This is a genomic window from Ramlibacter sp. (assembly GCF_041916345.1).
Classification (GTDB): domain Bacteria; phylum Pseudomonadota; class Gammaproteobacteria; order Burkholderiales; family Burkholderiaceae_C; genus Ramlibacter.
Genome location: NZ_JAYRZR010000080.1, coordinates 1 through 18,855, shown reverse-complemented (window position 1 = coordinate 18,855; position 18,855 = coordinate 1). Strand labels below are relative to the sequence as shown.

The following is an 18,855-nucleotide window of genomic DNA, read 5'->3' as shown; positions in this document are numbered from 1 at the left end:
AGTCGGGAGGTGAACGCTTGCGCGACGAAACGCTGGGGTTGCGCTGCGCTTCACCCCAGCCTACGAACTCCGGGCTATGGCTGTTCCCGTAGATCCTATGACTGGTTGTGAGCCGAGTTGCGTGGGAGTTCTTATCATGGAGATTCGACCCAACCATGAGAGGAGCTACCCATGCAATCGACTCACGAGATCAATGGTAAGGCTGTTTTGGCGCTGTCGCTGGAGCTCAGCGCGGCCAGCTGGAAGAGTGCGCTGACGGATCTGCGACGCAAGCAGCCCTCGGAGCACACGTTCCGCGCGGTGACGCCAGGCGGGCGGCTGCAGGAGGTGGTGCAGTGCGTCGAGCGGCTGCAGGCCAAGTGGGAGCTTCCCCCGGACTGCGAAGTGTGGGTGCTCTACGAGGCGGGACAGGACGGCTTCTGGATTGCCCGGGCTCTGAGCGCACGGGGCTGGCATGTGGTGGTGGCCGATCCGGCCAGCATTCCGGTGGCGCGGCATGCGCGGCGCGCCAAGACCGACCGGCTCGATGCGAAGCTGCTGCTCGACAGCCTGCTGGGCTGGCTGCGCGGGGAGACCAGCCGGTTGCACGTGGTGCAAGTCCCGAGCGAGGACAGCGAGGCCCGGCGCCAGCTCAGTCGCGACCGCGGGGAGCTGCAAAAGGAGATTGGCCAGCACCGCAACCGCATCAGGAGCCTGCTGCGCACGGAGGGGTGCTGGGATGCGCTCGAAGGCGATGATCTGGCCGCGCGGCTGGACGAGCTGCGCAACGCGCAGGGCGAGCGCCTGTCGCCGCCGCTGCAGCAGCGGCTGCTGCGCGAGGTGCAGCGCTTGCAGTTCGTGCAGCAGCAGTTCAAGGAACTGGAGAGGACCTTGCTGCAGCAGCTGCCCGAGGCGCTGCAGCGGTGCATCGCCCAGCTGGCCCAGCTCAAGGGCGTGGGCTGGGTGGGCGCCACACGGCTGGTGCTGGAGCTGTTCTGGCGCGACTTCCACAACCGCCGCCAGGTCGGCAGCTGCGTGGGGCTGGTGGCACAACCCTACGACAGCGGCGCCAGCAGGGTTGACCAGGGCATCAGCAAGCAGGGCAACCGACGGGTACGCGCGCTGCTCATCGAGATGGCCTGGATGTGGCTGCGCTACCAGCCCGACAGCGCCATTGCCCGATGGTTCGCCCAGCGCACGGCCGCGCAGGCGGCCAACAAGCGTGGCAAGCGCATCGCCATCGTGGCCGTGGCCAGGCGACTGGTCATCGCCCTTTGGCGCTACCTCAAGGACGGCCTGCTGCCCCAGGGCGCCGCACTCAAGGCCGCCTGACCAAGGCATCGACCCCCGAAAGCCACAGACCCCAACAGCCGTCACCAGGAAAGGACTCGCGCGGCCCGCAAGCAGCAACCGGTGAATGTGTCACAGCAGAGCATGCCCGCTCCCCAGCCTGGTCGCCCACAGACGGTGACCGCCCTTAGTAGATGGGGCTGCTCCAATCAAGGTCCCCTGAGCGCAACGCGCATGCAGGATTCGGTTGGCAGGAGCTGCCAGCGGATAGAAGGTGGTGAGACGTTCAGTCCACGTCCAGGCGACCAAGAGCGAAACCGACACACGCACCGACGCGCTGACCAACGCCGGTAAGAACAGCCAGCAAGAACACGCTTGACAACCTCTGAGAAGTCATAGAAGGCTGGGGTGCAACCCCAGCGGTTTTGGGGCCCGCCCGCCGGGATGCCGCGATCACGTGCTGCCGCGCGGCGGCAGGAAGAAGCTCCTCGGCTCGCGCCGGAACCGCTGCGCGAGCAGCGCGATCAGCTCGCCACTGCGGGTGAAGCGCACGTCGCGCGAGCGCATGGCCACCCACAGCGCGAGGCTGAAGCTGACCGCCAGGTTGGTCAGGCCGACCAGCGCGACGCCCAGCGCGCCCCACAGGTAGGCCGTCCACGGGATGGTCGCCTGCAGTGTGACGATGGCGTAGCCCAGGTTCGCGGAGGCGAAGGCGATGTGGCGGATGTCGAGCGGCAGGCCCACCAGCATGCCGAAAAAGCCGACCATGCCCAGCATCATGCCGAACAGGAAGTTGCCGGCGAGCCCGCCGAGGTTGTCGCCCAGCCAGGCGCCGAAGCGTTGCGCGCGCGCGGGGCCGATCAGGCGGCCCAGCCAGGGCAGCCGGGCCACCCGCTCGGGGATGCGCGAATAGGTGGCGTGGTTGTCGAAGTAGCCGCTGATGAGGCCGGCCAGGAACAGGCACACGCCGGCCACGGCCGCGTGCGGAATCGCCAGGCTGGCCAGCGGATGCAGGTCGTGCAGCAGGTGCTGCGCCTTGGCGGGGTCCACCAGCGTGTGGCCATCCGCCGAGGAGAGCCACCAGCCGATGGCCATGGCGGTCGGAAAGGCCACGCACACGTTACCCAGGATGGCGGCCAGCTGCGTGCGCAACACGTCCACCACCAGGTCGGCCAGGCGGCCCAGGTCGGACCTCGGGCCCGATTCGCCCACCGTGGCGGCGATGGTCGATGCCGTCATGGCCGGCTGCTTGGTCGCGATCACCAGGTGCAGGATGTGCACGATCACGAAGCCGAGGGCGTAGTTGAGGCTGATGACCAGCGCGCCGATCAGGGGCGCCATGTCGATCTTGGAGGCCAGGATCTTCAGCAGCGCCATCGCGGCGATGATCAGGCCGGCACCGCCGGCCGCGCGCCACATCTGCAGCCAGCCGGCGCGGTCGCTGGTGATGTAGTGCTCGCCGGTGCGGCCCGCGTTCTCGGTCACGCGCAGGGCGAGCAGGCTCATCATGCGCGCGGCGTGCAGCCGGATGGAGTTGCGCTCGCACTCGCCGCGCACGGCGGTGAGCACGAAGGCCGTCCAGTCCACCGCCGGGTCGCGGCCTGACTCGGTCGCTGGCGCCACGAGACGCATCAGTGCCTGCAGGCGGAACAGGCTCTGGTAGAGCCGCGACAGCAGGTAGGTGAGGTGCAGGCTGGTGCCCTGCGCCGCCGCCGTGCGGCGCGCCTGTCGCACCACGTCCACGCAGGCGCGCAGCTGGGCCTGCAGCGGCGCCGTGAGCGCCGTGGCGTCGCAGGCGGGATCTCGCCGCCACGCGTCCAGCAGCGTCTGCACGGTGCGGCCCTGCGCGAGGAAGGGGGAGTCGCGCTGGCGCAGCTCGGGCAGCACGCGCAGCAGCTCGGTCTCCAGGCCCATCGCCGCGATGCGGTGCGACAGCAGCTCCATGCCTTCCAGCAGGTCGTCGCGCACGTGGCCATGGGCGACCTCTCCCGGAGCACCATCCAGGCCCAGCGCCTGCCACAGCGCATGGGCGCGGCCGGCATCCAGCGCGTCCAGCCACTCATGGTCGCTGGGGTGGTGGAAGAGCATCTGCACCGCATCACGCATGGCCAGCGGGTCGGGCACTTCGGGTAGGAGGCGGTGCTGCACCCGGCGCGCCAGCTCGGAGAAGAAGCCCGAGTTGGGCAGGATGCCGGCCTCGGCGAAGAAGCGCACGTGGTGGCGTGAGGCCAGCAGCGCCAGCAGGGCCTCCCGCAGGCCGTCGCGCCACACCGGGTGCTGGCCCAGCGCGGCGAGCAGCGCATCCAGGTGGGCGCGCGCCAGCGGCACGTCATCCGCCGGGCGCGGCCGCAGGGCGTCGACCAGGCCCACCAGCGCGGGCAGCGGGTCCGCCGCCGGCTGCTCGAAGCGCCGCAGGGCGGCATAGAGCGCGTCCAGCGTGGCAGCGGTGGGCGCCGCCGACGTGGCTGGCCGGTCGCGCGCCGGGGCGCTCACGAATCGGCTGCCTGCAGATGCTGCCCCACGATGCCGGCGAGCTCGAACATGCCGACCTGGGCCTTGCCGAACACGGGCTTGAGCTTGGCATCCGCGTGGATCACGCGCTTGTCCTTGGCGTCCTGCAGCTTCTGGGCCTTGATGTAGTCCCACAGCTTCTTGATCACCTCGGTGCGGGCCACCGGCTCGCTGCCGATCACCGCGGCCAGCGCCGCGCTGGGCACCAGGCCGGCCGCGGTCTTGCGGGCAGCCTTCTTCGCGGGCGCCTTCTTGGCGGCCGGGGCCTTGGTCGCGGCTTTCTTCGCGGCGGCCTTGGCGGGCGCCGCCTTCTTCGCCGCCCCGTAGGGCGCTGCGGGCTCGCGCGCCGTCTTGCCGGCCGCGCCCTTGCGCGGCGGGAACTTGGAGGCGCGCGGTTCGAACTCGAAGTTCACCTTGCCGGCTTCCGCGTCCCAGGCCAGGAAGGCCTTGAAGCTGCGCCGCGTGCGCATGGAGACGAACTTGTCCAGCAGGTCGGTCTTGCCGGTGGCCAGCAGCTTGCGCATCTGGTCATGCTCCACCGGTTGCTGCAGGATGATCTTGCCGGTCTTGAAGTCGCAGGTGGGCTTCAGATGGGCCTGCGTCGGGACCGAGCGCTCGCACACGTAGTTGCTGCCGAACTCGCGCACGCCGTGGCCGCACTTGGGGCAGGGGCCCAGCACGGGCTGGTCGCCGAAGTCCACGATCTCGCCGGTCTCGGCCGGGTCCTTCTCGTCACCGAAGTCGAACTCCAGCTTCCAGTTGCCCTCGGCCTCGTCGCGCACGAGCGCCAGTTCGGCGGTGAAGGGCCAGCCCGCCTTGGAGCGGAAGCCCTGCAGCGGGCCGATGCGCTTGTCGCGCAGGAAGTGCTCCACCTCGTCCAGCTCGAAGGGCCGGCCGGCCGGGATCTTGGTGAACGAGAAGCCGCAGGGCTGCGCGCCCTGGCGGCCCACGCAGTTGTAGCGGCGGTAGGTCTCCATCACCACGCCGCCACAGTTGGGGCAGGGCGTGGACAGCGTTGCATAGTCGCCGGGCACCGTGTCGCGGTCGTATTCCTTCGCCTTCTTCACGATGCGCTCGGTCATCTCGGCGATCTCGCGCATGAAGGCCTCGCGAGAGAGCTTGCCGTGCTCCATCTGCGCCAGCTTGTACTCCCACTCGCCGGTGAGCTCGGGCTTGGAGAGCTCCTCCACGCCCAGGCCGCGCAGCAGCGTCATGAGCTGGAAGGCCTTGGCCGTGGGAATCAACTCGCGGCCCTCGCGCAGCATGTACTTCTCGTTGATCAGGCCTTCGATGATGGCCGCGCGGGTGGCCGGCGTGCCCAGGCCTTTCTCCTGCATGGCCTCGCGCAGCTCGTCGTCCTCGATGAACTTGCCGGCGCCTTCCATCGCGCCCAGCAGCGTGGCTTCGCTGTAGCGCGCGGGCGGGCGGGTCTTCAGGCCGCGCGCCTCGGCGTGCTCGGTGCGCACCATCTCGCCCGGCTTCACCGCCACCAGCGGCTGGCCCTTGTCACCGGCCTTGGCATCGGGGTCCATCTCCGCGGCTTCCTTGCCGTAGATCGCGAGCCAGCCCGGCTTGACCAGCACCTTGCCCTCGGTCTTGAAGTGGTGGCCCACCACCTGGCTCACGCGGGTGGTGACCAGGTATTCGGCGCTGGGGAAGAAGATCGCCAGGAAGCGGCGCACCACCAGGTCGTAGATCTTCTGCTCGGCCTCGGACAGGCCGCTGGGCGCCTGCAGCGTGGGGATGATCGCGAAGTGGTCGCTGACCTTGCTGTCGTCGAAGACGCGCTTGGTCGGCTTCACGTAGCCGTTGTCCACCGCCTCGCGCGCGAAGGGTGCCAGGTGCCGCATGCCGCTGTCGGCCAGCATGCCCATGGTCTGGTGCACCACCTTCAGGTAGTCCTGCGGCAGGTGGCGGGAGTCGGTTCGCGGATAGGTCAGCGCCTTGTGGCGCTCGTAGAGGGATTGCGCCAGCGCCAGCGTGGTCTTGGCGGAGTAGCCGAAGCGGCCGTTGGCCTCGCGCTGCAGCGAGGTCAGGTCGAACAGCATCGGCGCCGCCTGCGTGGTGGGCTTGGACTCCTCCGTCACGGTGGCGGCCTTGCCGCGCACCGCCTCGGCGATGGCCTGCGCCTCCTTCTGCGACCACAGGCGATCGGCCTTCTTCTCGGCGTCGTCCTCGTCCTTCTTCCACTTCGGGTCGAACCACTTGCCCGGGTACTCGCCGGCCTGGGCCAGGAAGGTGCCGTGCACCTCCCAGTAGTCGCGGCTCACGAACTTGCGGATCTGCTCCTCGCGCTCGACCACGATGGCCAGCGTCGGCGTCTGCACGCGGCCCACAGTGGTGAGGAAGAAGCCGCCGTCGCGCGAGTTGAACGCCGTCATGGCCCGCGTGCCGTTGATGCCCACCAGCCAGTCCGCCTCGGACCGCGAGCGGGCCGCCTGGGCCAGGCCCTGCATCTGGCGATCCGTGCGCAGCTTGTCGAAGCCGTCGCGGATGGCCTGCGGCGTCATCGACTGCAGCCAGAGGCGGTGCACCGGCTTGCGCGCCAGGGCCTTCTTGCCCGGCGCCCCGCCTTCGTCGCCGCCAAAGGCGTACTGCTCGATCAGGCGGAAGATGAGTTCGCCCTCGCGGCCCGCGTCGCAGGCATTCACCAGCTCCGTCACGTCCTTGCGGCGTGCCTGCTTCACCACCGCGTTCAGGCGCGACTTGGTCTTGTCCACCGGCTTCAGCTCGAAGAACGGCGGGATGACGGGCAGGTGCGCGAAGCTCCACTTGCCGCGCTTCACGTCGAACTGCTCGGGTGCCTGGATCTCCACCAGGTGGCCGACGGCGCTGGTCACGACGTAGCGCTCGTTCTCGAAATGGTCCTCATGCTTGTCGAACTTGCCAGCCACGGGCGTGAGCGCCCGCACGATGTCCTGGGCCACGGACGGCTTCTCGGCGATCACCAGAGTCTTGGTCACGGTTTCAATGTTCCTACAATCGGCGCTTCGCACGCGCGTACGCGTACGCGCGCATGTGTACGCAAACCAACTTAGCAGAAATTTCTGGCATGTCCGAAACCACCTCGCCCAAGACCCGCCGCCGCATCCAGGTCCGCAAGTCGGGCGTCCACGGCAAGGGGGTGTTCGCCCTGGTGGACATCCCGAAGGGCGAGAAGCTGATCGAGTACGTGGGCGAGGTGATCACCTGGAAGGAGGCGCAGCGTCGCCACCCCTGGAACCCCGAGGATCCGAATCACACCTTCTACTTCCATGTGGACGAAGACCGGGTGATCGACGCCGCGCACGGCGGCAATGCCTCGCGCTGGATCAACCACTCGTGCGAGCCGAACTGCGAGGCCGACGAGGACGACGGGCGGGTCTTCATCAAGTCGCTGCGCAAGATCCGCGCGGGCGAGGAGCTGAACTACGACTACGGCCTCATCATCGACGAGCCGTACACCAAGAAGCTGAAGGCCGAATATCCCTGCTGGTGCGGCAGCAAGTCGTGCCGCGGCACGCTGCTAGCGCCCAAGCGCCGGCGCTGAGGGCGGCCGCGTGGGCACCTGGCCGGCCGAGGCGATCTGGGAGGCGGTGGCGCCCTTGCTGCCCGGCTTCACCGTGGATGTGCTGCCCGAGATCGACTCCACCAACACCGAACTGATGCGCCGCGCGCGCGCCGGCCAGACCGATCCGGTGCTGCTGGTGGCCGAGCGGCAGTCCGCCGGGCGCGGGCGGTTGGGGCGGCAGTGGGCCAGCGCGCCGGGCGATTCGCTCACCTTCTCGCTCGGGCTCACCCTGGCGCCGGCGGACTGGTCCGGCCTGTCGCTCGCGGTGGGCGTGGCGGTGGCCGAAAGCCTGCATCCCGCCGTGCAGCTGAAGTGGCCCAATGACCTGTGGCTGCAGGGTCGCAAGCTGGGCGGCATCCTGGTGGAAACGGCCAGCTTCAGTGGCGCGCAGGGGCCGGCCGGCCGTTACGCGGTGGTGGGCGTGGGCCTGAACCTCGCGCCGCGCGCGGCCGAGGGCCTGTCCACCCCGCCGGCCTGGCTGCGCGAGCTACAACCCGCGGCGCAGGCGGGCGAGGTGCTGCTGGCCGTGGCCCCGCCACTGGTGCAGGCGCTGCAGGGTTTCGCTGCGCTCGGCTTCGCGCCCTTCCAGGCCCGCTTCGCGGCGCGTGATGCGCTGCGTGACGCGGCCGTCGTGCTGAGCGATGGCACGGCCGGCACCGCGCATGGGGTCACCGCCACGGGCGCGTTGCTCGTGCATACTCCGGCGGGCATGCAGGTGGTGGCCAGCTCCGAGGTGAGCGTGCGGCCCGCGCCTGCCGGCCGCTGATTCCCGCCCTGATGCTGCGCCTGCTCGTCCTTCTGCTGCTGCTGGCCAATGGCGCCTACTTCGCGTGGGCCCAGGGGCATCTGCTGCCCTGGGGTTACGGCCCGGCGCAGCAGGCCGAGCCGCAGCGCCTGGCCCAGCAGCTGCGCCCCGAGGCGGCGCGCGTGCTGCGGCCGGAGGACCTGAAGCGCATCGAGAGCGCCGTGGCGTCGTCACCGCGCGGGCCCGACTGCCTGCAGACCGGCGTGCTCGACGAGCCCCGCGTGAACGCGCTGCGGCCGCTGCTGGAGGCCTGGCCCGCCGGCTCGTGGACGCTGGAAGAGGGCGTGGAGCCCGCGCGCTGGATCATCTACATGGGCCGCTACGCCAACGCCGAGCAGGTGGCGCGCAAGCGCGCCGAGCTGCGGCAGATCGGCGTGTCGTTCGAGTCGCCCGCCGCGGACCTGGAGCCCGGCCTGTCCCTGGGCGGCTTCGCCAGCCAGGCGGCGGCCCAGCAGCAGCTGGAGGTCCTGGCCAACCGGGGCGTGCGCACCGCGCGCGTGGTGCAGGAGCGCACCGAGCAGCGCGGCCAGCGCCTGATGCTGCCCGTGGTGGACGACACCCTGCGCCCCCGACTGGACGAACTGCGAACCCCGCTGGCCGGCCGCGCGCTGCGCGCCTGCCGATGAACCCGCCCAAGGAGAAGCCGAGATGAGCCTGAAGCTGTACTACGCCCCCGGAGCCTGTTCCTTCGTGCCGCACGCCCTGCTGGAGACGGCTGGCGCCGCCTTCGAGCCGCTGCAGGTCAAGCTGCACCGCGGCGAGCAGAACGAGGCCGCGTTCCGCGCCGTCAACCCGCGTGGCCAGGTGCCGGTGCTGGTGGATGGCGAGCAGGTCATCACCCAGATCGTGGCCATCGTGCTGCACATCGACGCCCTGTTTCCCGGCCAGGAGTTCCTGCCGCGCGAGCAGCGGGCGCGCACCCGGGTGGTGGAACTGCTCGCCTGGATGAACAACACGGTGCACCCGACCTTCACCCACGTGTTCATGCCGCAGAAGTTCACCGACTCGCCCGAGGCGCAGGCGGCGATCAAGCGCTACAACGCGGAGGTGTACCGCGGCCTGCTGGGCGAGATCGACGCGCTGGCGCGCAAGGCGCAGGCCGAGGGACGCGGCTTCCTGGCCGGCGAGCGCCTCGGCCCGCTGGACATCTATGCGCTGACCCTGCTGCGCTGGGGCGGCTACGCCGGCATCGACCCCACCGGGTTCGAGACGCTGTGGGCGCATGTGCAGAAGGTCGCGGCAGAGCCCGGCCCGGCCCGCGCGGTCGAACGCGAGCGCCTGCAGCTGAACGTCTACAAGGCGGCCTGAGCGCTCGTGGTCGCCGGCGCCTGCGCGTCGGCAATCGACTGGAAGCGCACCGTCACCCGCGTGCCGGGCGGCACCTGCCCCGGGTGGGCGTCGTCCACCTCGATGCGGGCATGGTGCTGGCGCGCGATCTCCAGCACGATGGGCAGGCCCAGCCCCGAACCGTCGACGTTGGTGCCGAGCGCGCGATAGAAGGGCTGGAACACCAGCTCGCGCTCGGCCACCGGGATGCCGGGACCGGTGTCCTCCACCTGCAGCAGCAGCACGCCGCCGAAGGGATCCGCCAGCACGCGCGCCGTGACCACGCCCGGGTGCTCGGGCGTGGACGGCGTGTAGTTGATGGCGTTGTCGATCAGGTTGCGGATCAGCTCCTTCAGCAGGGTCGCATTGCCCTCCAGGCGCACGCCAGGCGCGCCGGGCGCCGCGCCGTCATAGCCGAGGTCGACGCGCCGGTCCATCGCGCGCGGCACGAAATCCTGCACCGCCTCGCGCGTGAGGGCGACCAGGTCGCAGGGCTGGCGCACCAGGGCCTTGCTGCTGCTTTCGGCGCGGGCCAGGGCCAGCAGCTGGTTCACGGTGTGCGTGGCGCGCATGCTGGAGCGGCCGATCTGCTTGAGGGACTGCTTCAGCTCCTCGGCGTTGGAGCCTTCGCGCTGCGCGAGGTCGGCCTGCATGCGCAGGCCGGCGAGCGGCGTCTTCAGCTGGTGCGCGGCGTCGGCGAGAAAGCGCTTCTGCGTGGCGATGGAGTCCTTCAGCCGCGTCAGCAAGTCGTTCACCGATGAGACCAGCGGCGCCACCTCCAGCGGCACCACCTTGTCGTCCAGCGGGCTCAGGTCATCGGGCTTGCGCGCGCGGATGCGCTCCTCCAGTTCCGACAGCGGCTTGATGCCGCGCACCAGCGCCAGCCACACCAGCAGCACCGCCAGCGGCAGGATCACCAGCTGCGGCAGCATCACGCCCTTGATGATCTCGGTGGCGAGCACGGAGCGCTTCTCGCGCGTCTCGGCCACCTGCACCAGCGCCACCGGGTCGCCCGGCAGATCGAGGCGCACCCAGGTGTAGGACACCCGCACGTCCAGGCCGCGCATCTCGTCGTCGCGCAGACGCGCCTCGCCGGCCACGGGGCGCTCGTCCTCGGCCGGCAAAGGGAAGTCACGTTCGCCGGAGAGCAGCTCGCCGCGCGCGCCCAGCACCTGGTAGTAGACGTGGTCGGAGTCGTCGGCGCGCAGGATCTCGCGCGCCGGCTGCGGCAGGTAGAACACCGCCTTCTGGCCCTGCACCGTGACCAGCTGCGCCAGGGCGCGCACGTTGTATTCCAGCGCGCGGTCGAAGGGCTTGCCGGCGATGCTCTGCGCCACCAGCCAAGTGAGCGCGAGGCTCACCGGCCACAGCAGCAGCAGCGGGGTGAGCATCCAGTCGAGGATCTCGCCGAAGAGCGAGCGCTGCTCGCGCTGGAAGATCTTCATGGGATCCGCGTCAAGGGATCTTCTCCAGGCAGTAGCCCAGCCCGCGCACGGTGGCGATGCGGATCGGCCCCTTCTCGATCTTCTTGCGCAGGCGGTGGATGTAGACCTCGATGGCGTTGTTGCTCACCTCCTCGCCCCACTCGCACAGGCGCTCCACCAGCTGGTCCTTGCTGACCAGGCGGCCGGCGCGTTGCAGCAGCACCTCCAGCAGGCCCAGCTCGCGCGCGGACAGCTCGACCATCTTGCCGTCGATGGTGGCCACGCGGCCGGCCTGGTCGTACACCAGCGGGCCGTGCTTGATGGTGCTGCTGGTGCCGCCCATGCCGCGGCGGGTGAGCGCGCGCACCCGCGCCTCGAGTTCGGACAGCGCGAACGGCTTGGCCATGTAGTCGTCGGCGCCGAGATCCAGGCCCTTCACGCGCTCTTCCACCGCGTCCGCCGCGGTGAGGATCAGCACCGGCATGCTGGAGCCGCGGCCGCGCAGCTTGCGCAGCACCTCCAGGCCGTGCATCTTGGGCAGGCCGAGATCGAGGATCAGCAGGTCGAACTCGTTGTTGGTGAGCAGGGCGGCGTCGGCCTCGGTGCCGCTGGCCACGTGATCCACCGCGGCGCCCGAGGCCCGCAGGCTGCGCAGCAGCCCGTCGGCGAGCACCTGGTCGTCTTCGGCGATGAGGATGCGCATGGTCTTGTCTCCTGGCGTCACCTGGCGAAGGCCGGACGCTTGTGCGGCAAATTCTAGGCGCCAAGCCGTCTTCGCGGCTGATGCAGATCAGGCGCGTCCAGTGCCGGCCACCCACGCGCCGGCGTAGGCCTCCAGGCCGATGTGCACCACGGTCGCCACGTCGGCGCCGACCTCGGCCCTGAACTCGCGTTCGGCCTGGGCCACCGCGCGGCGGAACGCCTCCAGCCACGCGAGCCCCGTCGCCGTGAAGCGCACGCGGCGCGCGCGGGCGTCGCGCGGGTCGCTCTCGCGCACCACCAGACCCCAGGCCTCGCATTGCGTGACGAGGTCACCCATCGCCTGCTTGGTCATGCCGGCGCGCGCGGCGAGATCGGTCAGGCGGCTGCCGCCGAGTTCCAGGTGGCGGGTGATGTGGATGTGGGCGGCGGTCACCTGGGCCCGCGCAGCCAGGTTGGCCAGCGCGAGCGGGACCTCGTCGTCGTGCGCCATGAGATGCAGCACACGCTCGTCGAAGCGGCGCGAGGCGTGGCCGAGCAGGCGCCCGAGGTGGGTGAGCCGCCATGCGTCGTCCTGCGTGCTGGGGAGAGCCATCGGCAAATGGTAAGGCAAACTGACGATAAAAGCCGTTTACATCGACTAATGGACGGATCTACATTACTGGCCATGCATCCAGCTCAACCCGACAACCACTGGATGCAATCCCAATGAAACCCATCAAGGAGAGAACCATGGACGTCCAGGTCAAGGGATCGAAGATCGCCCCCGCCGACAGCGAGAAGGCCAAGGCGCTGGCCGCCGCGCTGGCCCAGATCGACAAGCAGTTCGGCAAGGGCACCATCATGCGGCTGGGCGAGGGCGAGAAGATCGAGGACATCCAGGTCGTCTCCACCGGCTCGCTGGGCCTGGACATCGCCCTCGGCGTGGGCGGCCTGCCCCGCGGGCGGGTGATCGAGATCTACGGTCCGGAATCGTCGGGCAAGACCACGCTCACGCTGCAGGTCATCGCCGAGATGCAGCGCCTGGCCGGCCAGTGCGCCTTCATCGATGCCGAGCACGCGCTGGACGTGCAGTACGCGCAGAAGCTGGGCGTGAACGTGGCCGACCTGCTGATCAGCCAGCCCGACACCGGCGAGCAGGCCCTGGAGATCTGCGACAGCCTGGTGCGTTCCGGCGCGGTCGACCTGATCGTGATCGACTCCGTGGCCGCCCTGGTGCCCAAGGCCGAGATCGAGGGCGAGATGGGCGATTCGCTGCCCGGCCTGCAGGCCCGCCTGATGAGCCAGGCGCTGCGCAAGCTGACCGCCACCATCAAGAAGACCAACTGCATGGTCATCTTCATCAACCAGATCCGCATGAAGATCGGCGTGATGTTCGGCAGCCCCGAGACCACCACCGGCGGCAACGCGCTGAAGTTCTACGCCTCGGTGCGGCTGGACATCCGCCGCACCGGCACCATCAAGAAGGGCGAAGAGGCCATCGGCAGCGAGACCAAGGTGAAGGTGGTGAAGAACAAGGTCTCGCCGCCCTTCAAGACGGCGGAGTTCGACATCCTCTTCGGCGAGGGCATCAGCCGCGAGGGCGAGGTGGTCGACATGGGCGTCGCCCACGGCGTGCTGGAGAAGTCCGGCGCCTGGTACGCCTACAGCGGCGAGAAGATCGGCCAGGGCCGCGACAATGCGCGCGAGTTCCTGCGCGAGAACCCGGCGCTCGCGCGCGAGATCGAGAACAAGATCCGCGACCGCCTGGGCATCTCCCTGCTGCCCGATGAGGCCGACGAGGCTGCGTGAGGCCGCATGGCCTTCGGCTCGCTGTCCCTCAAGGGCCGGGCGCTGAAGCTGCTGGCGGCCCGCGAGCATTCACGCGCGGAGCTGGCGCGCAAGCTGGCGCCGCATGAGGCCGAGCCCGGCGAGATCGCGCGGGCGCTCGACGACCTGCAGGCCAGGGGCTTCCTGGACGAACAGCGGGTGGTCGACTCCCTGGTCCACCGCCGCGCCGGCAAGCTGGGCGCCGGCCGCATCCGCCAGGAGCTGCAGGCCAAGGGCCTGGCCGCCGACAAGGTGGCCGAGGCGGTGGACCAGCTGCGCGCCACCGAGGTGGACCGCGCACGCGAGGTGTGGCGCCGCAAGTTCGGCCAGCCGCCGCAGGACGCCGCCGAGCGCGCGCGGCAGACCCGCTTCCTGATGGCGCGGGGCTTCGGCGCGGAGGCCGTGCGCCGCGCCATCGCCGGTGGCGACGAGGGCCACGCAGACGACTGAAGCCCCCCGGCCGCCGGCGGGCCCGGCGCGCTCAGGCCCGTGCGGCCTGCTGGGTCAACTGCCGCACCGACCCGTACTGCCGGTTGTGGAACACCGTGGGGTGCAGCTCCTCCGGGGGGTTGGCCTCCAGGAAGATCCGGCGAACCCGGGGCAGCAGATCGGCCGCGATGGCCTTCACCGTGCGCACCTCCACGCCCTCGGTGTCGATCTTCAGGATGTCGATGGTCCCCAGCTGCTCGACGGCCGCGCGCAGCGCCTCGTTGATGTGCACGCAGGGGACGGTGATGACCTCGCCCGTCTGCACCCCGATGCCGCCATAGCGGCCCGAGGGCTCGATGCCGAAAGCCAGCTGGCCGGCCTCGTCGGAGACTGCGCAGGCCACCAGCGTGTAGCGGTCCTCGTAGCCCGCCAGGTTGGCGCGGAGCCTGGCGATGTTGCGCGGGTCCGGCTCGTACAGGATGCAGCGCGAGTGGCGGTTGCGCGTCAGGAAGAACAGGGCGCTGACGCCGATGTTCGAGCCGAGGTCGAGCACCGCCGCGAGGTCCTCGCCGGCGGGGTAGTCCTCGCGGCAGAAGATCTCGTTGACGGTCAGGATGTCGTGGTACGAATGCAGGCGGATCGTGACGGGGCCGGTCGGCGTCTTCACCTGGATGTCGTACGGGTAGCTGCCCCGGCCGCTGAAGTAGCGCCAGGCGTTCTCCCAGAAGCGCGGGTAGCGCCGCCACATGTTGTACAGCGCCCGATAGTGCTGCGGCTGGAACGCTGCCTCGGTGTATTCGCTGAGCTGACGCTGGCCGATCTTCATGGGCAAGGCGGATTGTGCCCGTTGCGCCGCAGGCGGCTGCCAGGCGCCTGTCGCGCGGCGGCCAGGCGGCGCCCCGGGGGCACTAGATCCCCAGCATCAGCTTCAGGTTCTGCACCGCCGCGCCGCTGGCGCCCTTGCCCAGGTTGTCCAGCCTGGCCACCAGCACGGCATGGCCATGCTCGGCGTTGCCGAACACGCGCAGTTCCATCCGGTTGGTGTCGTTCAGCGCGAGCGCGTCGAGCTTGCCGTCTTCCGTGGCCGGCTCGACCGTCACCCATTCGCTGCCGGCGTAATGCCGGGCGAGCGCGCCCTGCAGGTCGGCCGCGGTCGGGCGGCCGGGCAGGGCCTCCAGGTGCAGCGGCACCTGCACCAGCATGCCCTGGCGGAAGTTGCCCACCGAGGGCACGAAGATCGGCCGGCGCTTGAGACCGGTGTACTTCAGGATCTCGGGCAGGTGCTTGTGCTTCAGGCCCAGCGCGTACAGCTCGAACGCGGGCGCGGTGCCGGCCTCGTAGGCCTCGATCATGGTGCGGCCGCCGCCGCTGTAGCCGCTGACGGCCGGCAGCACGACCGGGTGGTCGGCCGGCAGCAGCCCGGCATCCACCAGCGGGCGCAGCAGCGCGATGGCGCCGGTGGCGTAGCAGCCCGGGTTGCTCACCCGCTCGGCGGCGGCCACGGCCTCGCGCTGGCCGGGCGCCAGCTCGGGGAAGCCATAGACCCAGCCTTCGGCGGTGCGGTGCGCGGTGGAGGCATCGATGATGCGCGGCTTGCGGCCCTGCGCGCGGCCGATCTCGTCGATCATCGCCGCCGACTCGCGCGCGGCGTCGTCGTGCAGGCAGAAGATGACGAGGTCGACACCGGCCATCAGCTCGCGCTTGGCCTCGGGGTCCTTGCGGCGAGCGGGGTCGATGCGGACCACTTCCACCTGGGGCATGGTCTGCAGCCGCTCGCGGATCTGCAGGCCGGTGGTGCCGGCTTCGCCGTCGATGAAGACCTTGGGCATGGGTGTTCTCCTACTCAATCCAGCTTACACGCAACTGGCCGGCAGCCGGTTCTATGGTGCATTGCACCATGATACATTTGAAGGCTGCACTGAGCTGCCCGGCCTTTCTCGACCGCGCGCACCGCCGCTTCCCACCGATCCGTTCCTCGAGAGACACCTCATGAAGATTCACGAGTACCAAGGCAAGGACATCTTGCGCAACTTCGGCGTGCCGGTGCCGCGCGGCATTCCGGCCTTCACGGTCCAGGAGGCGGTCGAGGCCGCACAGAAGCTCGGCGGCCCGGTGTGGGTCGTGAAGGCCCAGATCCACGCGGGCGGCCGCGGCAAGGGCGGCGGCGTCAAGGTCGCCAAGAGCATCGAGCAGGTGAAGGAACTGGCCAGCCAGATCCTCGGCATGCAGCTCAAGACGCACCAGACCGGCCCCGAAGGCCAGAAGGTGCGCCGCCTGTACATCGAGGACGGCGCGGACATCCAGAAGGAATACTACGTGTCGGTGGTCACCGACCGCGCGACCCAGAAGGTGGCCTTCATCGCCTCAAGCGAAGGCGGCATGGACATCGAGGAAGTGGCGCACAGCACGCCCGAGAAGATCATCAAGGTCTTCGTCGATCCGCTGACCGGCTTCACCGACGGTCAGGCGAAGGAACTCGCCGACGGCATCGGCATCCCCGCCGGCTCCACCTCGCAGGCGGTGGACGTGTTCCAGAAGCTCTACAAGTGCTACATGGAGACCGACGCCTCGCTGGTGGAGATCAACCCGCTCAACCGCGACAGCAAGGGCAACATCATCGCGCTGGACGCCAAGTTCAACTTCGACGCCAACGCGCTGTTCCGCCACCCCGAGATCGTGGCCCTGCGTGACCTCGACGAGGAAGACCCGGCCGAGATCGAGGCCTCCAAGTTCGACCTCGCCTACATCAGCCTGGACGGCAACATCGGCTGCCTGGTCAACGGCGCCGGCCTGGCCATGGCCACCATGGACACCATCAAGCTGTTCGGCGCCGAGCCGGCCAACTTCCTCGACGTGGGCGGCGGCGCCACCCCCGAGAAGGTGACCGAGGCCTTCAAGATCATGCTGAAGAACGACAAGGTCAAGGCGATCCTGGTCAACATCTTCGGCGGCATCATGAAGTGCGACACCATCGCCACCGGCGTCATCACCGCCTGCCGCGCGGTGAACCTGTCGGTGCCGCTGGTGGTGCGCATGAAGGGCACCAACGAGGAGCTGGGCAAGAAGATGCTCGCCGAGTCCGGACTTCCCATCATCAGCGCGGACACCATGGCGGAAGCCGCGCAGAAGGTCGCCGCCGCCGTGCAGGCCTGAGCCCGAAGGAACACAGACATGTCGATCTACATCAACAAGGACACCCGGGTCATCACCCAGGGCATCACCGGCAAGACGGGCCAGTTCCACACCGAGAAGTGCCAGGAATACGCCAACGGCAAGAACTGCTTCGTGGCCGGCGTGAACCCCAAGAAGGCTGGCGAGAAGATCTTTGACATCCCGATCTACGCCTCGGTGAAGGAAGCCGCGAAGGAAACCGGCGCCACCGTGTCGGTGATCTACGTGCCGCCGGCAGGCGCCGCCGCGGCCATCTGGGAGGCCGTGGAGGCCGACCTGGACCTCGCCATCTGCATCACCGAGGGCATCCCGATCCGGGACATGCTGGAAGTGCGCAACAAGATGAAGGCCAAGGAGGCCGCCGGCGGCAAGAAGACGCTGCTGCTGGGCCCCAACTGCCCCGGCCTGATCACGCCGGACGAGATCAAGATCGGCATCATGCCCGGCCACATCCACCGCAAGGGCCGCATCGGCGTGGTCTCGCGCTCCGGTACGCTGACCTATGAGGCCGTGGCGCAGCTCACCGAGATCGGCCTGGGCCAGTCCAGCGCCGTGGGCATCGGCGGCGACCCGATCAACGGCCTGAAGCACATCGACGTGATGAAGGCCTTCAACGACGACCCCGACACCGACGCCGTGATCATGATCGGCGAGATCGGCGGCCCGGACGAGGCGGAAGCCGCGCGCTGGTGCAAGGACCACATGAAGAAGCCGATCGTGGGCTTCATCGCCGGCGTCACCGCGCCCCCCGGCAAGCGCATGGGCCATGCCGGCGCGCTGATCAGCGGCGGCGCCGACACGGCGGACGCCAAGCTGGCCATCATGGAAGAGTGCGGCTTCAAGGTCACGCGCAACCCCTCGGAAATGGGTCGCTTGCTCAAGTCGCTGATCTGACCCCGGGGGCTCCGCCTGCCGGCCCGCGCGGCCGGCGGTATTGCGGGAACCCACAACAGACGGGCCGGTTGTCCTCCCTGACAATCGGCCCTTTGCTTTGCAGCACAGAACCACAAGAGGCCGCTCATGGAAGGGTTACTCGCCCCCGCCTTCTGGATCGCCGTCGGGCAGATCATCCTCATCGACATCCTGCTGGGCGGTGACAACGCGGTCGTGATCGCCCTGGCCTGCCGCGGCCTGCCCCCCAAGCAGCGCAAGCTGGGCATCATCTACGGCACCGCCGGCGCCATCCTGCTGCGGGTGATCCTGATCGCCTTCGCGCTGGCGCTGCTGGCCATTCCCTACCTGAAGCTGGTGGGCGGCATCCTGCTGGTGTGGATCGGCGTCAAGCTGCTGCTGCCGCAGGACGACGGCGACGAGCACGGCAACATCCAGTCCAGCGACAAGCTCTGGGGCGCGATCAAGACGGTGATCATCGCCGACCTGGTGATGAGCGTGGACAACGTGCTGGCCATCGCCGGCGCGGCCCAGGGCGCCGGCCAGCACCAGCTGGCGCTGGTGATCTTCGGCCTGCTGGTGAGCATCCCCATCATCGTGGCGGGCAGCCAGATCGTGCTCAAGCTGATGGACCGCTTCCCGGTCATCATCACCGCCGGCGGCATGCTGCTCGGCTGGATCGCCGGCCAGATGATCTACACCGACCCCGGCCTCAAGCAGTGGGTGCCGGCCGACAAGGTGTACGAGTACACCGCCGCCGCGGTCGGCGCGCTGCTCGTGCTCGCGATCGGCAAGGGCCTCGCGGCTCGCAAGCCGCAAGCCGCCAGCGACTGAGTGCGGGGGCGTGTGCCGCGTGTCTGCAACAAATCGTAGCAGCCACGTGACAAAGTCCCTTGTCCGTTCCAATCCGCTCTGATAACGTCAACCCAGGAGTTCCGCGCCCCTGATGGCGGCGTCGCGGGAGCGCATGG

At 69.4% G+C, this 18,855-nt stretch carries 17 protein-coding genes; 10 read left to right on the top strand and 7 right to left on the bottom strand.

The features are described from left to right. The first annotated feature begins 171 nt into the window (after positions 1–171). A complete protein-coding gene (locus ACE3T5_RS17105; protein WP_374669303.1) occupies positions 172–1,311 on the top strand; it encodes an IS110 family transposase in 1,140 nt (379 codons plus the stop codon). A gap of 411 nt (positions 1,312–1,722) precedes the next feature. Here the strand turns inward: ACE3T5_RS17105 and ACE3T5_RS17100 are convergent, their stop codons facing one another. Next, positions 1,723–3,762, bottom strand: coding sequence for a site-specific recombinase (locus ACE3T5_RS17100; protein WP_374669302.1), 2,040 nt, complete (start codon positions 3,760–3,762; stop codon positions 1,723–1,725). Continuing rightward, on the bottom strand, positions 3,759–6,743 hold the full coding sequence (locus ACE3T5_RS17095) for a DNA topoisomerase III (RefSeq protein ID WP_374669301.1): 2,985 nt from the start codon (positions 6,741–6,743) through the stop codon (positions 3,759–3,761). The genes ACE3T5_RS17100 and ACE3T5_RS17095 overlap by 4 nt, the downstream gene beginning before the upstream one ends. An 89-nt stretch (positions 6,744–6,832) precedes the next feature. On the opposite strand from ACE3T5_RS17095, the gene ACE3T5_RS17090 reads away from it, so the two are divergent. Genes ACE3T5_RS17090 through ACE3T5_RS17075 form a run of 4 tightly spaced genes read left to right on the top strand, consistent with a single transcriptional unit; the run spans position 6,833 to position 9,443 of the window. Then, a complete protein-coding gene (locus tag ACE3T5_RS17090) occupies positions 6,833–7,309 on the top strand; it encodes an SET domain-containing protein (protein WP_374669300.1) in 477 nt (158 codons plus the stop codon). Positions 7,310–7,319: 10 nt separating this feature from the next. Beyond that, a complete protein-coding gene (locus ACE3T5_RS17085) occupies positions 7,320–8,096 on the top strand; it encodes a biotin--[acetyl-CoA-carboxylase] ligase (protein WP_374669299.1) in 777 nt (258 codons plus the stop codon). Between the two features lie 11 nt (positions 8,097–8,107). Continuing rightward, entirely contained in the window at positions 8,108–8,761 is a 654-nt protein-coding gene (locus ACE3T5_RS17080) for an SPOR domain-containing protein (protein ID WP_374669298.1), read from the top strand. 22 nt (positions 8,762–8,783) lie between these two features. Then, a complete protein-coding gene (locus ACE3T5_RS17075) occupies positions 8,784–9,443 on the top strand; it encodes a glutathione S-transferase family protein (RefSeq protein ID WP_374669297.1) in 660 nt (219 codons plus the stop codon). Here ACE3T5_RS17075 and ACE3T5_RS17070 read toward each other — a convergent pair. The 3 genes from ACE3T5_RS17070 to ACE3T5_RS17060 all read right to left on the bottom strand — a co-directional run bounded on the left by ACE3T5_RS17070 (position 9,428) and on the right by ACE3T5_RS17060 (position 12,179). Then, positions 9,428–10,906, bottom strand: coding sequence for a sensor histidine kinase (locus tag ACE3T5_RS17070; RefSeq protein WP_374669296.1), 1,479 nt, complete (start codon positions 10,904–10,906; stop codon positions 9,428–9,430). The genes ACE3T5_RS17075 and ACE3T5_RS17070 overlap by 16 nt on opposite strands. 10 nt (positions 10,907–10,916) lie before the next feature. Beyond that, the gene (locus ACE3T5_RS17065) at positions 10,917–11,588 is read right to left on the bottom strand and encodes a response regulator (RefSeq protein WP_374669295.1); all 672 of its coding nucleotides are present in this window, start codon (positions 11,586–11,588) and stop codon (positions 10,917–10,919) included. A gap of 87 nt (positions 11,589–11,675) precedes the next feature. Further along, entirely contained in the window at positions 11,676–12,179 is a 504-nt protein-coding gene (locus tag ACE3T5_RS17060; RefSeq protein ID WP_374669293.1) for a MarR family winged helix-turn-helix transcriptional regulator, read from the bottom strand. A 137-nt stretch (positions 12,180–12,316) separates the two neighbouring features. Between ACE3T5_RS17060 and recA the strand changes: the two genes are divergently transcribed. Both recA and recX read left to right on the top strand, forming a co-directional pair. After that, positions 12,317–13,375: a recombinase RecA gene (recA, locus tag ACE3T5_RS17055; protein WP_374669292.1), complete on the top strand. Its 1,059-nt coding sequence runs from the start codon at positions 12,317–12,319 to the stop codon at positions 13,373–13,375. A gap of 6 nt (positions 13,376–13,381) precedes the next feature. Next, entirely contained in the window at positions 13,382–13,843 is a 462-nt protein-coding gene (gene recX, locus ACE3T5_RS17050; RefSeq protein WP_374669290.1) for a recombination regulator RecX, read from the top strand. 31 nt (positions 13,844–13,874) lie between these two features. Here recX and ACE3T5_RS17045 read toward each other — a convergent pair whose 3' ends face one another. Together ACE3T5_RS17045 and argC are read right to left on the bottom strand one after the other, a co-directional pair. Continuing rightward, on the bottom strand, positions 13,875–14,648 hold the full coding sequence (locus tag ACE3T5_RS17045) for an FkbM family methyltransferase (RefSeq protein WP_374669289.1): 774 nt from the start codon (positions 14,646–14,648) through the stop codon (positions 13,875–13,877). An 82-nt stretch (positions 14,649–14,730) separates the two neighbouring features. Beyond that, positions 14,731–15,651 carry an N-acetyl-gamma-glutamyl-phosphate reductase gene (argC, locus tag ACE3T5_RS17040; protein WP_374669288.1) on the bottom strand — a complete coding sequence of 307 codons (921 nt, stop codon included), beginning with the start codon at positions 15,649–15,651 and terminating at the stop codon, positions 14,731–14,733. A gap of 160 nt (positions 15,652–15,811) precedes the next feature. Between argC and sucC the strand changes: the two genes are divergently transcribed. The 3 genes from sucC (at position 15,812) to ACE3T5_RS17025 (ending at position 18,718) form a co-directional block, all read left to right on the top strand. Continuing rightward, positions 15,812–16,975 carry an ADP-forming succinate--CoA ligase subunit beta gene (sucC, locus tag ACE3T5_RS17035; RefSeq protein WP_374669287.1) on the top strand — a complete coding sequence of 388 codons (1,164 nt, stop codon included), beginning with the start codon at positions 15,812–15,814 and terminating at the stop codon, positions 16,973–16,975. Positions 16,976–16,993: 18 nt separating this feature from the next. Next, positions 16,994–17,887, top strand: coding sequence for a succinate--CoA ligase subunit alpha (gene sucD, locus ACE3T5_RS17030; RefSeq protein WP_374669286.1), 894 nt, complete (start codon positions 16,994–16,996; stop codon positions 17,885–17,887). A 126-nt stretch (positions 17,888–18,013) separates the two neighbouring features. Then, complete coding sequence (locus tag ACE3T5_RS17025) at positions 18,014–18,718, top strand: TerC family protein (RefSeq protein WP_374669285.1); 705 nt, start codon at positions 18,014–18,016, stop codon at positions 18,716–18,718. Positions 18,719–18,855: the final 137 nt, after the last annotated feature.

Excerpts from the sequence above, each read along its gene's own strand:
- ACE3T5_RS17105 (WP_374669303.1), top strand. The coding sequence starts at position 172 with ATGCAATCGACTCACGAGATCAATGGTAAGGCTGTTTTGGCGCTGTCG.
- ACE3T5_RS17090 (WP_374669300.1), top strand. The coding sequence starts at position 6,833 with ATGTCCGAAACCACCTCGCCCAAGACCCGCCGCCGCATCCAGGTCCGC.
- ACE3T5_RS17080 (WP_374669298.1), top strand. The coding sequence starts at position 8,108 with ATGCTGCGCCTGCTCGTCCTTCTGCTGCTGCTGGCCAATGGCGCCTAC.
- ACE3T5_RS17075 (WP_374669297.1), top strand. The coding sequence starts at position 8,784 with ATGAGCCTGAAGCTGTACTACGCCCCCGGAGCCTGTTCCTTCGTGCCG.
- ACE3T5_RS17070 (WP_374669296.1), bottom strand. The coding sequence starts at position 10,906 with ATGAAGATCTTCCAGCGCGAGCAGCGCTCGCTCTTCGGCGAGATCCTC.
- ACE3T5_RS17065 (WP_374669295.1), bottom strand. The coding sequence starts at position 11,588 with ATGCGCATCCTCATCGCCGAAGACGACCAGGTGCTCGCCGACGGGCTG.
- ACE3T5_RS17060 (WP_374669293.1), bottom strand. The coding sequence starts at position 12,179 with ATGGCTCTCCCCAGCACGCAGGACGACGCATGGCGGCTCACCCACCTC.
- recA (WP_374669292.1), top strand. The coding sequence starts at position 12,317 with ATGGACGTCCAGGTCAAGGGATCGAAGATCGCCCCCGCCGACAGCGAG.
- recX (WP_374669290.1), top strand. The coding sequence starts at position 13,382 with ATGGCCTTCGGCTCGCTGTCCCTCAAGGGCCGGGCGCTGAAGCTGCTG.
- ACE3T5_RS17045 (WP_374669289.1), bottom strand. The coding sequence starts at position 14,648 with ATGAAGATCGGCCAGCGTCAGCTCAGCGAATACACCGAGGCAGCGTTC.
- argC (WP_374669288.1), bottom strand. The coding sequence starts at position 15,651 with ATGCCCAAGGTCTTCATCGACGGCGAAGCCGGCACCACCGGCCTGCAG.
- sucC (WP_374669287.1), top strand. The coding sequence starts at position 15,812 with ATGAAGATTCACGAGTACCAAGGCAAGGACATCTTGCGCAACTTCGGC.
- sucD (WP_374669286.1), top strand. The coding sequence starts at position 16,994 with ATGTCGATCTACATCAACAAGGACACCCGGGTCATCACCCAGGGCATC.
- ACE3T5_RS17025 (WP_374669285.1), top strand. The coding sequence starts at position 18,014 with ATGGAAGGGTTACTCGCCCCCGCCTTCTGGATCGCCGTCGGGCAGATC.